The organism is Pseudoalteromonas sp. S1609 (assembly GCF_005887255.1).
GTDB lineage: Bacteria > Pseudomonadota > Gammaproteobacteria > Enterobacterales > Alteromonadaceae > Pseudoalteromonas.
In genome coordinates this window covers 71,917-87,658 of the sequence record NZ_PNDJ01000020.1, presented here as the reverse complement: position 1 = coordinate 87,658, position 15,742 = coordinate 71,917, and the positions used below count along the sequence as shown (strand labels likewise).

13 protein-coding genes are annotated in these 15,742 nt (G+C 39.4%); 5 read left to right on the top strand and 8 right to left on the bottom strand.

Translation table 11 applies throughout. The features are described 5' to 3' along the window. The first annotated feature begins 614 nt into the window (after window positions 1–614). The 3 genes from CWB76_RS07030 (at window position 615) to CWB76_RS07020 (ending at window position 5,241) form a co-directional block, all read left to right on the top strand. Complete coding sequence (locus CWB76_RS07030) at window positions 615–1,124, top strand: hypothetical protein (RefSeq protein WP_138606437.1); 510 nt, start codon at window positions 615–617, stop codon at window positions 1,122–1,124. 128 nt (window positions 1,125–1,252) lie between these two features. Then, window positions 1,253–2,020 (top strand): fimbrial biogenesis chaperone, encoded by a 768-nt coding sequence (locus tag CWB76_RS07025; RefSeq protein ID WP_249363162.1) that lies wholly within the window; start codon window positions 1,253–1,255, stop codon window positions 2,018–2,020. 2 nt (window positions 2,021–2,022) lie between these two features. Further along, window positions 2,023–5,241 (top strand): SdrD B-like domain-containing protein, encoded by a 3,219-nt coding sequence (locus CWB76_RS07020; RefSeq protein ID WP_138606433.1) that lies wholly within the window; start codon window positions 2,023–2,025, stop codon window positions 5,239–5,241. On the opposite strand, the gene CWB76_RS07015 is transcribed toward CWB76_RS07020, so the two are convergent. Next, window positions 5,228–5,557 carry a hypothetical protein gene (locus CWB76_RS07015; RefSeq protein WP_041709269.1) on the bottom strand — a complete coding sequence of 110 codons (330 nt, stop codon included), beginning with the start codon at window positions 5,555–5,557 and terminating at the stop codon, window positions 5,228–5,230. The genes CWB76_RS07020 and CWB76_RS07015 overlap by 14 nt on opposite strands. Before the next feature lie 175 nt (window positions 5,558–5,732). Here CWB76_RS07015 and arfB point away from each other — a divergent pair, with 175 nt between their 5' ends. Next, entirely contained in the window at window positions 5,733–6,146 is a 414-nt protein-coding gene (gene arfB, locus CWB76_RS07010) for an alternative ribosome rescue aminoacyl-tRNA hydrolase ArfB (RefSeq protein ID WP_010388730.1), read from the top strand. A 58-nt stretch (window positions 6,147–6,204) separates the two neighbouring features. On the opposite strand, the gene CWB76_RS07005 is transcribed toward arfB, so the two are convergent. From CWB76_RS07005 to CWB76_RS06980, 6 genes are all read right to left on the bottom strand, one after another. After that, the gene (locus CWB76_RS07005; RefSeq protein WP_138606431.1) at window positions 6,205–7,254 is read right to left on the bottom strand and encodes a DUF2955 domain-containing protein; all 1,050 of its coding nucleotides are present in this window, start codon (window positions 7,252–7,254) and stop codon (window positions 6,205–6,207) included. 11 nt (window positions 7,255–7,265) lie between these two features. Continuing rightward, a complete protein-coding gene (locus CWB76_RS07000; RefSeq protein ID WP_109875029.1) occupies window positions 7,266–8,330 on the bottom strand; it encodes an HlyD family secretion protein in 1,065 nt (354 codons plus the stop codon). Window positions 8,331–8,332: 2 nt separating this feature from the next. Continuing rightward, a complete protein-coding gene (locus CWB76_RS06995) occupies window positions 8,333–8,809 on the bottom strand; it encodes a MarR family winged helix-turn-helix transcriptional regulator (RefSeq protein ID WP_010388735.1) in 477 nt (158 codons plus the stop codon). 90 nt (window positions 8,810–8,899) lie between these two features. Beyond that, window positions 8,900–9,613: a type 1 glutamine amidotransferase gene (locus CWB76_RS06990; protein ID WP_138606429.1), complete on the bottom strand. Its 714-nt coding sequence runs from the start codon at window positions 9,611–9,613 to the stop codon at window positions 8,900–8,902. 77 nt (window positions 9,614–9,690) lie between these two features. Then, window positions 9,691–10,587, bottom strand: coding sequence for a spermidine synthase (locus CWB76_RS06985; protein ID WP_138606427.1), 897 nt, complete (start codon window positions 10,585–10,587; stop codon window positions 9,691–9,693). Further along, window positions 10,574–11,200, bottom strand: coding sequence for a fused MFS/spermidine synthase (locus CWB76_RS06980; protein ID WP_010388742.1), 627 nt, complete (start codon window positions 11,198–11,200; stop codon window positions 10,574–10,576). Before CWB76_RS06980 ends, CWB76_RS06985 begins: the two co-directional genes overlap by 14 nt. Window positions 11,201–11,362: 162 nt before the next feature. Between CWB76_RS06980 and CWB76_RS06975 the strand changes: the two genes are divergently transcribed. After that, entirely contained in the window at window positions 11,363–13,438 is a 2,076-nt protein-coding gene (locus tag CWB76_RS06975) for a TonB-dependent siderophore receptor (RefSeq protein ID WP_138606425.1), read from the top strand. A 205-nt stretch (window positions 13,439–13,643) separates the two neighbouring features. On the opposite strand, the gene CWB76_RS06970 is transcribed toward CWB76_RS06975, so the two are convergent. Beyond that, window positions 13,644–15,725, bottom strand: a complete 2,082-nt coding sequence (locus CWB76_RS06970; RefSeq protein ID WP_138606423.1) for a TonB-dependent hemoglobin/transferrin/lactoferrin family receptor — start codon at window positions 15,723–15,725, stop codon at window positions 13,644–13,646. Window positions 15,726–15,742 lie beyond the last annotated feature (17 nt).

The window sequence follows — 15,742 nt, the reverse complement described above, 5'->3', positions numbered from 1 at the left end:
CGCCTATATAAACCGATTTTTTACTAACTGATTACCTGAGAGAGCTAAAAATGAAGCAAAACGCTGAAAAAACGTGCGTAAAAAATTAAGTTTTATACTTTTAAAGCGGTAAGTTAGTAAAAATCTGATCTTAAACATATGAGTTTAAATTGTAATGACTTTATTCATGGACACGGCGATGAAATACAATGAGTAATTTATGCTCAATTAATGAGCATTTCGCATACTTGTTGCTGCAGATTTTTTTAGCGTTTAAGTATAGAGCTTAAGGAAAAAAGCGTTAGTACTGCCTTACATAATAGTTCTAGAAAATAAATAATGATTGATAAACATCATTATAGGCTCAGCATCAGTTTAACCACTCTGGCCAAACCTAAAACTAAGTCCCACAAGCGTTAAAATAAAATTAGTATCGGTGTTATTTTTCTCGTTGCATTTTCCTGATTAAAATTAATGATTTTGTATCATAAACACCCTAAAAACAGCAACAGCGTTAACAAAAAATTCCTTTTTGATAACAACTGTGTTTAAATCCGAAACAATGGATTGGGGTTCTCCTCTAAACTAACTTGCATGGAAGTAAAAAAATAATAATTTTTAAAAATGGAAAAACTATGAATAAAAAAATCTTTGCAGCTTCCGCTTTACTAGCAATCTCATCAACTTCTTTACTTGCATCTAACCAAACATTTCAAGCAAGTGTAAATGGTTGGACTGAGCCTACTTTTGCAGAGGATAGCGCACTTCACTTTGGTAAAATTCGTTTATCTACAAGCTCAACCTGTACGATGGATAATGCAGGCGTTGTATCGGGTGACTGTGATGCGTCAGATGCAAACATTCAATTAGGTGGAATTACTGTATCTGGTTTAGCGCCAAATTCAGCAATGAATATTACTGTATCTGGAAGCACAGGCACTAACTTAACTTTTGCTCCAGTAACAACGGCTACAGATGGCACAACCAGTGTAACAACTGCTGACAATGTTGCGTCTGCTTTCACTACTGATGCAAGTGCAACAGATATTACTGTTAGTGTATATGGTGATATGACGGTTGATTCTACACTGACAGCGGGTGCTGCTTACACTGTAGATTATACTGTAGATGTGTCTTTCCAATAAGACTATGAAAGCTGAGGCTAACTTACTAAGTTAGCCTCAGTTTATTTTTTTTGCGTAATTGCGCATTAAAAATAAAATGTGTGGAGCATCGCGCTCCACTTTTTATTATCATGTTGTTGAGTTGTCCCATGATTCTTAAACTTTTTTGTTGGGCTACCCTTTGCCTAACTCTTTTACTACCTGAAATTTGTAATGCCAACCTTGCGTTGTCTGAATACCGTTTATACTTTGATGGGCGTACTAAAAATAATTCACTACTTATCCGCAATACCTCTAATAAAAATCTCGATTTTAAACTTGTTGTTACCCATAAAGATATGACCGAAGAAGGAGCGCTTATAGATGTTACCCCACAACAAGTTGAAGGGCGCTCTGCCAAAAACATGCTACGGTTTTCACCACGTCGCGGCACTATTGCACCCAAAGGAATGCAAGCTATCAGAATGACCGTTCGCAAAAAAGCCGAGCTTGCTGTTGGCGAATACAGAGCGGTGCTTAAAATTATAGCCTCTGAATCACAAAACCCTGACGCTGATGGAATAAGCATTAGACCTAAAGTTGCTTACAGCGTGCCTGTTATCGTTCGTCATGGCCAATTAGAGGCTGACTCAGAATTAATAAACCCGCAATTAATTACTCAAAATGGGCGCCCGACTCTAACATTTTGGCAAACACTCACAGGGAATCGCTCTGTGTATGGAAACTTTGAATTAGTTGATGAGAATAATGTAATGGTTGGTGAAATAGCCAATGTGGCCGTTTATACCCCTCTATCTCGTCGCAAGGTATACATCACTTTACAAGCTCCTGTGACAGGACCTTTGACACTCAATTACAAAGAAAACGAACTTTATGGCGGTAAAATAGAGTTAGCGATTCCCATTAATATCAAATAAAAATGCTACACATTAATGCCTTATACTACGGTATAACGGCTCGCTTGTTACTTTGTACATTACTGTTAATTGCACCCAAAGCAATCATCGCAAAGCAGTTACCGACTCTTTATCAATGGCCTATTGATGAGGAGTCTTTTGTGATTATAAATGTCAGGGTAAATGGGCGCTCAGTTGTCTCTGATTTAGAAGCTTACTATTCAAAATCAAATAAATTGCTATTGCCCATAAGCGCCCTGAAATCGACTATGGGAATTAGCTTAAATGTGTCACAAAATACACTGGCTGCTAGAGTTGACGCAAGTGAGCTGGTTCTCAATGCTGAGCTTTCCTCAACTTTAGCGCCCTCAGAAAATGTTTCATTGTGGGCTGTCGATGACTACGACCACTATGTTGATTTATCCGTCATAAATACACTTTTAAATACCGACTCGCGCTTTGATTACTCACTGATGCAGGTTTCATTTTCTAGTAACTTGCTTACTTATAATAACAACCAATTAACGAGTGGTATTACAAAACAAATTAAGTCCAAAGCACTGCAATACGACCACTTTATAGACGACCAATACCAAACGCTAACCTATCCAGTGTCTGAATATTCGCTATCAGCAAACTATAAATCGTCTAATAATCGTTATAAGGGGCTACTCAGGCTTAATAGCTACTTTGACTTATTTCATCATCGAGCTGAACTACGATTCAACAAAAACGAAAACACCGCTAATACCTTTTTAAAAATAACTAAAGACTTTAACTTAAGTGAACAAGATCACTCACTGGCACGCATTCACTATCAATTGGGAGATATTCAATCTCAATCAGATCAGCTTATTACTAGCTCAAACCAAGGCCGGGGATTTTATATTTCAAATGCTAACCCGCATTCGGCACAAAACTTTTCAACCATCACCATTGAAGAACCGGCACTACCGGGCTGGCAAGCAGAGCTGCACCGAAATGGCCAGTTTATTGCCACTACTCAAGCTAACGACGAAAATTTGGTTCGATTTACCGACGTTGAAACTTTTTACGGCAACAATATCTTTGAAATTAAACTTTTTGGCTCACAGGGCGAGCAAGTTACACGCACTCAAAAGTATACAATAGGGCAAGACGCACTATCGCCCGGAAAAATAAGCTATCAGGTGGAGTTTTTAGAAACAGATAAAAGCGTTTTTAATCAATCAAGTAACTCCTCAACGGCGATGAGTAATGCCTTTAAAAGTAATCTCTCTTATGGCATTAGTGAGTTTATTACATATGACGCTCAAATTACTCATTTGCAAACCGAACAAAATAACAGCAGCTACCTATCATCTGGGCTAAACACACTTACAGAACACGGCAGTTACCGTTTTTTAGCCACAAAACAACTCGATGCTGGCTATGCTTATTTTGCCGGTTTTAGAGGCCTACTTTCTAATAAACTTTATAACGATATCAATGTTAATGTTGAATACAGTGCCCTTAATAACTTTTCTAGCGCTTTATTTGTAGCACAAGAGAACTCACTCAAAAATAGGCTTTCACTGAGCCTCAATGGCCGCACTGATTTTTTTAACTCCCTTAACTGGAATATGAAGTGGAACAATGAAGTACGTAAAAATACTAACACTAAAAATCGATTCTCATTAGGCATCAATAAAAGTTATGTCGGAGGAACATGGTCAAGCCAACTATTTTATGATGACGATACAAATAACCTAATAAACCGGCTTTATTCTTCAATAGATATTGCCTCTTGGAAATGGACCAACACCTTAGATTGGCAGGCTAATAATGGCGCAGAACTCACTCGTTTGAGAAGTAGTTTGCGCTGGCCACAAACACAAAGCACTTTTAATCAAACCCAGCTGACTTATCAGTCTAACTCTGCGGCAAGTACACTTTTAAATCATCAATATACATACCGCCATGAGATATTTAATATACAAGTATCAGGGCAAGTCGATAATCAAGGTGATTGGCGCTTTTCTTTAGGTTTAAATGGCACATTTAGTTTTGATCATTTAGAAGCAGACTTTAACTTTGACACTCCTCGCTCATTAAATTCCGGGCAAATAGAAGTTAGTTCGTTCATAGACTGGAATGAAAATGAAATCTTTGACCAAGGCGATGAGCCAATTCAAGACGTTAATTTTACTGGCAACTATCTATGGCGAGATAAATACACCAATAATGACGGAAAGGTCTTGCTGCCAAGCAGTTACGGTGGCCAGGTTTTAGATGTTAATTTACGCTCGTTGTCTAATCCTTACTTGCAGCCCTCTTTAGGGAAAATTAAAACATTAGCTCATAGAGGCGGACAAACCAAAGTAAACATTCCTTTAGTTGTCCACAACGAGGTTGAGGGGACTATCTATCTATCGAGCAATGAAAAGAGTAAACCTATCGCAGGACTGACGGTTGTACTTAAAGAAAAGGGCGGCGAAAAACATTATTCAACGGTCACTGAATATGATGGTTATTATTATTTTTCTAATGTTTCTCAAGGAAATTATATCCTTGAAATAGAAAAAAATGAGCAGCTATCAGAAAACATAACCATAAAAAACCTTCCCGAGCAGATCATCACTGAAAAAAGCGGCGATACCATAATATTGCAAGACATCATTGTATACACAAATAACGCTAATATCTTAAATAAGCAACCAACAACAGCAGCTAAAGCAAACCAAAACACGCCTTATTTTGTGCAATTAGGCGTATTCAAAAAGTTTCAATCGGCACTTATTGTGGCGAATAAAATTGATAAAGCAGCTTATGCTTTGCAGTTATATAAACATGAAAACCGTGATAGCTATTACCTCGTTGCAGGCCCATATAATAATGCAGCTAAAGCACAGCAAACCATTAATGATGTTTATTCAATACCGGCGCTTCATGGCAGCTTTATGGTTGATGTAAGGCGATATGCCTCACCACAGTGGCGAAAAATAGGGGAGTGGGGCGATATGCAAACCCAAAAAACTGAGACTTACTTTTGCCAGTACGTAGCATATACCTCTGAAAAATCAGTTAATAAAAAACTGCTAAGGGAAAATCCATCACTGTTCGTAGCAAAGCAAGCAATAAAAGGTGAAGCCCATTATTTGATGCTGTCAGGGCCGCATAATGCAAAGCAAACAGCGTGTGATAAGCAAGTGGTTAAACAAATAAAAGGGCTCACCACCGCGATAAAGAAACCTTGGCACAGCATTTTTGCTATAAATCAGTAGTAAAGTACTGCACCTGTGTTTTGCCATCACTGTTTAAATGCGACTCACATTTTATTTCACAACGCGCTCCCGCGGATTCGGCAACCCAAATCGATTGCGCGCTCTTTTTAATATAACACGCAGAATACAGCGCATCTTCTTTTTGCGCAGCAACAACAAAACAGCGTTGAAAATTACCCAAAGGTAACACTTTAATTGGATAAACTTGTTCTTGTGCAATTACACCAGCACTAAACGTTTGAGATGATTTGGCATAAACAGCATACGAAATAGCGAGCATACATACCAAAGACATTAAAATAGATATTTGTTTCATATAATTAAAGCGAATTAAAAAACAATATAGTAAGTGTAGAGTAAATTCTTTTTTATGTGTTTATTTAGCAATTATTAGATTGTAAATAGCAATGGTCGTCTATCTAATTAGTTGATTCACCACAAGTCAATGTACTGATGTTATAATACATTTTTTGCAAAAAGAACGGGGCACTATGTTAACTATTTCAAACAGCGTAACCATTGATGAATGGGAAGTAGAGCTAAGCGCTATTCGCTCGCAAGGCGCTGGCGGACAAAATGTTAATAAGGTAGCCAGTGCTATACACTTACGCTTTGATATAAACCGCTCTAAATTGCCCGAGTTTTATAAAGAACGATTACTTGCTTTAAAAGATTCAAGGATCACCAAAGAAGGGGTATTGATAATTAAAGCCCAGAGCCACCGCACTCAAGAGCTCAACAGGGAAGATGCGCTTAAACGGCTAAAAGATCTAATTTTAAGCGCCACAAAGGTTAATAAGGCACGTCGTGCTACCAAACCTAGCCGTAACTCACAGCGTAAACGTATGGATAAAAAAACCAAACACGGCCAAACCAAAGCTCTCCGCGGTAATATAAAGCTGTAACTTAAGTAACCTGACTCTGGTTAAGCACATAAAAAAGGCTGCGAATGCAGCCTTTAATTTAATCATAAGTATGATGGCGGGTGACGCTAAATCGGTTTAGGATTCGATGTACTACATACACTGCGCTTAAGCTTACTGTTACTGCAACAGCCACCGAGCTAAATCGATACATGGCGCTGTATATTAAATCTTGCCCAGGGCCTAACGACTGACCAAATAAAATCCCAAAAGTGGTCAATACCCCAAACCCAACCCCCGGTGGACCACCGCCTAAAATATGAAAACGACTGAATATAAAAGACAAAATCCATAATATAGCCACCGGAAAAAGCAAAACGTCGGTATGGTTATACAAAAACAACTGCGCAACTAAAGCAGCATTACAGCCTATCAGTGTACCAATAATACGTTGCCAACTTGCGGTACCCGCAGCCTTAAAACACAACGAAAATAAAATTAAAATAGATGCCGCTTGCGCCGAAATTGAATCTTGCAAATCAAGCACCTGAAAAACCACAAACGACAAAGTCGCAACCGTGGCACATAACAACACCTCGTGACGAATACTTTCTTTATCCTTGTGCGGTACAGCGCGCATGGGCCGCGCTGTCACGTCAGGAAACAAGCCATGCATCAAGAGCGCAATAATAATAGTAATAAAAATAGCCACACCATTACTTAAAATAAGCGGGTAAATGCTACTAGCTTGATCAACATGACTAGCAAAATGTAACTGAATCGATAAACTCACCGCACCTAACGCACCAAATAAAAACGCACCACCAGAGCTCATTAAGTAAAATAACACGCAAAAACTAGCAAAAATAATGAGCGTCATTAACACCGGCAAGTGTGAAAATAAGCCCTGTAAAATAAGCACTATAAACGCACTGAAGGCAGCACTGGCAACAAATTGACGGATCACGCCTTTGTTAATACTTGGCACTAAACCGAGTAGTAACATAGGGTAAACTGTAAAAAATATTCCATTGGGCCAATTCATTAACTTGCACAAAGTAAAACCAATAGTGCAGCCGCCAGCAATCCGTAGCGCTTGGCGTAAACCATTTGAATCGAGTTGTGGCGCTTGGCTAACATGTTGTGTCATTACTCGCCCCACTAATAAATGTAATGTAACCAACTAATAAAGCGGATCTGTACTGATCCCAACCATTGACCTATAGCCGACTGTGGAAGTAACTGCACAGTGGCACGCGCACCACTGGGCATATTATTTATAAGCTGATTGTTATTTGGCAGCACTAAATGAATACGCTGACGCTGCGCATCCCGAACCCATCGATTGCTGGTTTCGGTGGTGCTAAGTAATCCATTTGCACTAAGTTGTCCGTCACTTACACCCGCTTCAAATATTTCAATTTTTGCGTCGAATACTTCACCAGGTCGGCTATCAAATACCACTTTTGCTAAACTGCCTGGCTGCATGTTTAATAGTGACTTTTCACGAAAATCGGCTACCAAATCTGCTTTTTTTGCTACAACCGCGAGTAATGGCTTACCCGCAACCGCATAGGAGCCTTCAAGTAACTGTAAATTAGCTACAACGCCATCACTTAAAGCACGCACTTGCGTATAAGATAAATTAAGCTCAGCTTGTGCTAACTGGTTTGCTGCATGGCGCAGTGCTAAGTTATCTTGCCCTGAATCGCCACGCGCTAGAACAGCTTCTGCCAACTGTGCTTCAAAGGCAGCTAAATTAGATTGGCTTGCTGCAAAATTTGCACGAATGCTTTCAAGCTCTTGCTCCGAAATAGAGTTTTGTTTGTAGAGTGTTTCGCCACGCTTTTTTAATAGCTGCTGCTCATGCAATTTAGCGTTAGCTGCACTTATTTGTGCCTCCAGCGCTTTTACGTTGGTATCAAGTCGTTTATTTTGCAGTTTGGCATCATCAAGCGCGAGCTGCGCTTGCTCAAGTGCTAGTTGGTAAGTATTTTTGTCTATTTCAAATAATACATCACCCGCTTTAACCGTTTGGTTATTACTAACCAATACATCAGTAACACGGCCGTTTATTTGCGGCGATATTTGCACAACCGGATGGTAAACCCGTGCTTGTGGCGTAACCGGTAGCCATACATCGGCAACAATATAATAGAAAAATACAACAATAAAACCAACGAGCGATACTTTAACGTAGCGAGCAAATTTTTGATCGGGTGTCATACTTATTTATCTCCAGATAAGCTTGCAATACAACGCCGCGCGTTTTCTTCCATTTGCACTAAACTATGCGCCATACCATCAAGCTGCTCCGTGCTTAAACCGGCATATAAACGCTGTTTAATATCGCTTGTGAGCTCTTTTAAGTGTTCTAATAACTTTATACCCTCATCGGTAAAGTACAATTTTTTACTGCGTTTATCGTGCTCATCAACTTGCCGAATAACCAGATTTTGCAGCTCTAATTGCTTAATGGTGCGCGTTAATGAGGGCATTTCAATACCTAAACTGGTCGCCAACGCTTGCTGTGTTGCTCCTAAAGGTAAATGATGTAAGTGGATCATTGCCGTCCAGCGCGACTGAGTTAAACCTAAGGGTTCAACCGCCAGTGTCACCGCTTCTCGACATAAGCGGTGCACTCGACCCATATTGCCGCACAAAGTTAAATCGAGTGTTTCATGAAAAGGAATACTGCTACTCATAGGAACTCTTACTTGTGAATATCAGCAAATTTTAGCATTAGTTAGCAGGCTAAGTAAATAATTGGCATTTTAACTTCACGTAACTAAGTATTATTCAGATAAATAGTGTACGGCAAGCTTATCTAAGAAAGTATAAAGCTTATTGTTCATCTCATCATAGTCGTGACTTAAGAGCTTTTCGGGCTGTTCAACAAAGCAGTAATTATGGGCATTAGTTAAATCATCGTTGGCAATGAGGAGGGTAACCACCTCGGTGGTCAATTCCATGTGGCATTGAAAACCAAATACTAAATCGCTATAAGCGACTATTTGCCTTGGACAACCTTCGCTATAGGCAATAATACTGGCCGTAGCAGTCAGCCCAGGCATATCGTTATGCCAATGCCCCACATTAAGCTCACTGCCAAAATGGCTAAATAACGGATGATTCAAGCCTGCATCGGTGAGGGTAATAGCAAACTTACCAATTTCCTTTTCTGGGCTGGGTTGATAAGTCGCGCCTAAAGCTTCACCAATTAATTGCGACCCCAAACAAACGCCCAACACCACTTTGTTTGCCGTGATCGCGCTGGCAATAAAGGCTTGTTCTTTTTTACTATCAAAATAAGGGCATTCTGCAAGCGATGTAGCGGGCGATTGTGGCCCACCCATTACGATTAAAAAATCGATATCATCGGTATGCTGAGGTAAGGGTTCAGCTAAATAAATACGGGTATAAGACAACGTATGGCCATTCATTTTAGCCCAAGCTTCATAAGCGCCTGGCGCTTCAAAATGTTCATGAATAATAAAGTGAATGTGCATTGCCGTTTCCTTAAAATATTATCTGTTTAATAATACCCTAGGGTCACCGGATATAAGTGACCATGTGATATCAGCCGCTAAAAGTTAAGTAAATTAGCTGGAGAGTATTGATCAGTCAGCACCTTAGTATCACTTGGCCAGTCCTTTCCATCTTTAGTGAAAAACATACGTTTACTAATTGCCTCTATATCGACATCATAAGGGGCAAGTAACGGTGTTAGCTGCTTAACTCGCTGTGCTATTTGTTGCTCTGTAGGGGTTTTGTTATAACCGGCTAAAATAATACGGTTACTATTATTATTGGCTGTTACATTAATAAAATCGCCAAATACCGCATGATAAGTTGCCGATTCATGTTCATAAAGTTTACTTGATGAAAACGTGTTAGCAGCAACAATTCCGCCTTCGGCTAATACGCTTTTTATTTCTTCAAAAAACTCTTTTGTGAGTAGGTGCTCAGGAATGTAATCGCCATTAAACGCATCTAAAATAATCCAATCAAATTGCTGGCTTTTAAGCGCCGCACGTTTAATAAAAATACGCCCATCTTGTACTTTAGCAGTTACGTTATCGGTTTCTATAAAGTTAAAATAATCACGCGCCACTTTAATTACCGAAGGATCTATTTCAACATTTTCAATGTGTGCCTTTGGGTATAGCTCATGAATCATATTAGAAAGCGTACCGCCACCTAAACCAATAATGAGCACATTTTTAGAGTTATCAATCAGTAATAAACTAGAAAAAGCCAGCTTAGTATAATTAAATACCAGTTTTTTAGGATCGCTGATGTACATGCAACTTTGGCTGCTTTGTCGGGTTTTTTCATCAAACTTTAAACAGCGTAAACCGCCAGTTTCTTCAACGAGTAAATTTCGATATAAAGAGCGCTCTTTATGCACAACATTACTCATACTGTGAGCTGAAAATAGCAGCGCTATTATACTAATAACCAATAATTTAAGCTTGTGCATAAACGGCCTCTCGCACTTTAAGTTTATCAAAGCTAATAGCAATTAGCCCAAGCGTGCCTAACACACCAGCAAAACCTAAAATAATGGTGTTAACATCAAACGCCAGTACCATATAAAAAGAGGTAATAATGGTGCCCAGCGCACTGCCTAAGGTACTTACAAAATAAAGGCCGCCAGCCACTTGGCCGCTGCGCTCACTATTGGTAACCAGCAAACGTACAGAGTAGGGCGAGATCATGCCTAAAATAATGGTGGGTATAAAAAATAACGCGGTGGAGGCGAGTAACGAGCCATAGCGGCTGTCTTCAATATGCGAAAAAATAAATGCCATAATTGGCTCAGCAAACAAAGCAATGGGCACCACCATAATACTGGCAACTAAAAAGATTAACCCATATTTGGTCAACGAAGGATGACGAATAGACAGCTTCCCTCCCAGTAAATACCCGAATGATAAGCTAAGCATAAATACCGTAATAATACTGCCCCAGATATGTACGCTACTGCCAAAGTAAGGCGCTAAAATGCGCCCACCTAACAGCTCTATTCCCATAATACTAAAGCCACTGCTAAAGGCTAAAAAGTAAATTAATGCATTTGTTTTTGTTAACATTATATTATTCTTATTGTGTTATTTTTATCCATCTTAACGTGATAGCTGTATAGCCGCTAGTATAAAAATTAGACGCACACATAGAGCGCAAAAAAACATTTTGTTATAAAGTAACACATGCTATAGTTTTGGTTATAATATAACGTTACCAAAAAGCATTTTATGAAGTACTCATTAATTTACTTAGCCTGCTTAAGTGCAAGCGCACAAAGCATTGCCCAAAGCCAACCAATAGAGAAAATTGCGGTTACATATAAACAAGCTTACCGAGGCGATATTCCTCAAAAGCAAATGCCACAATCAATCGAAACCCTCGATAACGCGGTACTTGATCAAAAAGGAATAACTCAATTACAAGATGCGCTGGATTTTTCTGCCAGTATTTCACGTAAAAATAACAGTGGCGCATTGTGGGATAGCTTTTCGATTCGTGGATTATCGGGTAACGAAAACATGCCATCGGGTTACTTAATTAATGGTTTTAGCGGTGGACGTGGATTCAGCGGCCCTCGTGATGTATCAAACATTGAGTACATTGAAGTATTAAAAGGCCCAGGTTCTGCACTATACGGGCGCTCAGAGCCCGGCGGTACAGTAAATATCGTAACCAAAAAACCTCAATTTGAGCAACAGGGTGAGCTAAAGCTTAGCTTAGGTAGTGATAACTTTAATCGCGTTGAAGGTGACTATACAAACGGCATTAACGATAACACAGCATTTAGAATAAATGGCGCATGGCAAGATAGCGACAGCTACCGCGATGAGGTGTACACCCATAAAAAGGTGGTTACGCCATCTATTTATCATCAAATAAACGCTTCAACCAGTATCACTTATGAATTTGAATACGTTGATTTAGCCCAGCTATTTGACCGTGGTGGTGTTGTACTTAATGATAATTTTAATACTGTTCCTAGCTCACGCTATTTAGGCAATCCAAACGATGGCGACACGCAAGTATATTCTCGTGGTCACCAAGTAACTTTAAATCACGATATAAACAATGAATGGTCACTCGTTGTAGGCGCAAACTACCGCAGCTCTAAACTAACTGGGTTTTCGTCTGATGCTGAACTTGCACCCTCGCGCCAATCATTATTCGATGATGGCCGCACACTTACCCGCCAACAGCGCTACCGCGATTATGAAGTTGATGATACCAGCCTTAAATTTGAGCTAAGTGGGCATTTTGATACCGCAGGCATTACCCATCACTTATTAATAGGAGCCGACGCATACAAATACGACTTACGCACTGGACTTTATCGTTATCGCGGCGGTAATGGCACTTACACAGTTGATATTTATCAACCGAATTATAACGTTGCTCGTCCTGAAGTAGGTTTACTCTACGAAAACAACGAACAACAAGATGCTTATGGTATATACGTTCAAGATCAAATGGATCTGACTGATAAAATTAAGCTATTAGTTGGCCTTAGATTCGATAGCGTAGATCAAGACATTTTAGAAACCAAAAGTGGTGTGCTTTCAAGCAGTTCACAAAGCCAGGTAAGCCCACGAGTAGGCTTAGTATATGAACTAAACAACGCTGTAACCTTATACAGCAGCTACTCCGAAGGCTTTTTACCATTAAGTGGTACAGATGCAAATGGCGACCCATTTGGCTTTGAATACAGTGACTCATTTGAAGTAGGCGCTAAATTTAGCTACCAAGGCATAACGGGAACCCTAGCATTATTTGATGCCACTAAAAGTAATATGTTAGTAGCCGACCTTGTAAACGTTGGTTTTTCAGCGCCTATTGGTAAGGCAAATAGTAAAGGTGTTGAACTTGATTTAAGTACTTATATTACTGATGATACAAAGTTTAATTTATCTTACGCTTATATAGATGCCAGTACGGCAAACGACATAATAAATGCTGATTGGGGCGTGCCAATCAAAAAAGGCAGCCCATTAGTCAATGTGCCTAAAAATAACTTAAATCTAACGCTTAGCCATCAAACGGCCGTTCTTGGCAAAGAGCTAGAACTAGGTGCCAGTTATCAGTACACCAGTGAGCGATTAGGCGATGCCGCCGATTTAACATTTAACTTACCGAGCTATCAACTAGTTGGTATTTTTGGGCAGGTAAACTTAACCGAGCGCACCAAGTTAAATATCAGTGTTAACAATATTCTTGATGAAGAATATGCTCAAAGTAGCTACAACGCATTATGGGTTTACCCCGGTGCGCCTACTCAATTTAAGATGTCATTGGCATATCAATTCTAACAATTTCATAGTCCCGATTAGCTATTTTAACCCGACTTTTGTTATTTAGCTTTTCATCCAAAGCGTCTTAATGTAGTGGTTAAGGCGCTTTTTTTATTGTTTTGTATAATACATAGCAGCTGTTAACCCCCTTTACAGTTATTCTTCAATTGATATGAAGGCAATTAAAAAAGCCGTATAATTTATATACGGCTTTTGTTTTTAATTAGAACTGATAGCTTATCCGAGCCGAAACATTACGTCCTGGTTGGCTATATTGGCTAAAATCAGTACCTTTGGATTGACCAGCAATGAGTTCAAACGGTACGTACTCTTTATCGAGCAGGTTAAGTAAACCTACATTCATTTGCCATGCTTGCCACTGATAATTTGCATATAAATCAACAACACCATAACCGTTACCTTGTGTTGTTTTATTACCATTAGTATCAAGTACTACATCAGACTGTGACTTGGCTAAACGCCAAGCAGCGGTCCAATTAACATTGCCAAACTCAGTGCTTACCAATATAGAACCATTTAACGGGCTAATACTAGTAAGTGGCTGATCAGAGTCTTTGTTTTCACCATCTACGTAAGCAACATTGGCTTCTAATAAAATATCGTCGGTGACATACATAGCAATACCAGCTTCTACACCGCTGATCTGGGTTTCGCTAATATTTTGATATTGGTAAAATGTTTTATTTACATTAGGAATATAAGTTGGTTCAACATCCGCAATTGTTGTTTCGATAAAGTCATCATAGGCAGCATAAAAAGTGCTTAGATTTACACTAATATCGCTACTTGCGTATCTTAATCCGATCTCGAATGAGTCACTGCTTTCAGGGTCTAAATCTGCGTTTGGTAATATTTGATAAAACGGCTCAACACCATGGCTTTGATAGGCTTGGTCGTGTGGCGGTATTTTAAAGCCTCGAACATATTGCCCATACCAAGATAAATTATCGTCTACCTGGTAAATCACACCCAGCTTTGGTGAAAACGCAGATTCGGTAATATCGTTAAGCTCGGCGTCAGCGTATAACGCATCTTTTTTGGCTTCAAGTGCATAATAATCGTAACGAATACCCGCAACTAACGACCAATCAGTCTCGTTAAATTTAATACTGTCTTGCATATATACACCAACTAAAGAAGTATCGGCGCCAGGAAATGCTTTTTGTTTTTCATTCGTAAAATCAACAGTACCATCATTTAATACACGGGTTTTTAAGCGTGGTCGAGTAGTATCATATAAATCAATATCTACTCCATAGACAAATTCATGCTCGGTATTTTCTCCTTTAACTTCCTTACTAAATACCGCTTTTAAGCCTAAAATATCTTGCTCAAACCCGTAGTCATTATAATCGATGTAATTTCTAGCTGCGCTTATTTGGTCACTTTGTTGCTCGTATCGACTATAAGATAGTTGCCCATACCATTTATCAAATATGGCTGTTGCCATATTTGAATCATAATCGAGTGCAAATGATATATTTGTGTCTTCGTCTTCGGTTTCTTGAATGGATGGAGTGATTACTTGCTCTGTTGTTTGATTAAAGTAATCTAAGGTATACTTAAGGGTGCGTTTTTCATCAAGTTTTTGCTCAACTTTAAGTAGCAAAGCGTCCGAGCGGGCATCGTACCCTGGTAAATCTTCAACGTAGTTTTGTACTTCTTCACTACCGCGATGGCTATAAACAGCGCTAATAGCAACGTCACCTAAATCTTTTGCTGCTGTAATATCAGCAGCAACCTGATTGCTTTGGCCTTGGTAGCCTAACGCTACTTTTACCAAGCTTTGTTGATCCACTAAATAATCACTCGGATCTTTAGTTGTTATTACTACAATTCCCCCTAGTGCATCAGAACCATATAGCGATGACGCCGCCCCTTTTGCAACTTCAACTTGTTTAACACCCGCAACATCAAAGTAATTTCGACCCACTAAATAACCGCCGCCGCCAGCGTAGCCATCGTTTGTGCGTCTTCCATCTTTAATAAAAACAACTCTGTTGCCACCAACACCTCGTACAGTTAGTGTTTGCGCGCCTGCGCCACTGCCAGTACTTGAGATACTTGGATCGTATTTAAACATAGTTTGTAAATCTACAGCGAGCTGACGCTCAATATCTTGTTCGGTAATAACCGTTACTGAGCCAGTCACATCTTCAAGCTTTTGTTCAAAACGAGAGCCACTAACCACAATATGATCGTCAATAACATTTTCGGCCAGTGCGCTACCAGAGCTAATTAACAAAGAGGCTAATGCTGTAAATTTAAAAGAAAAGGGATTCATCTCCACTCCAAGTGATA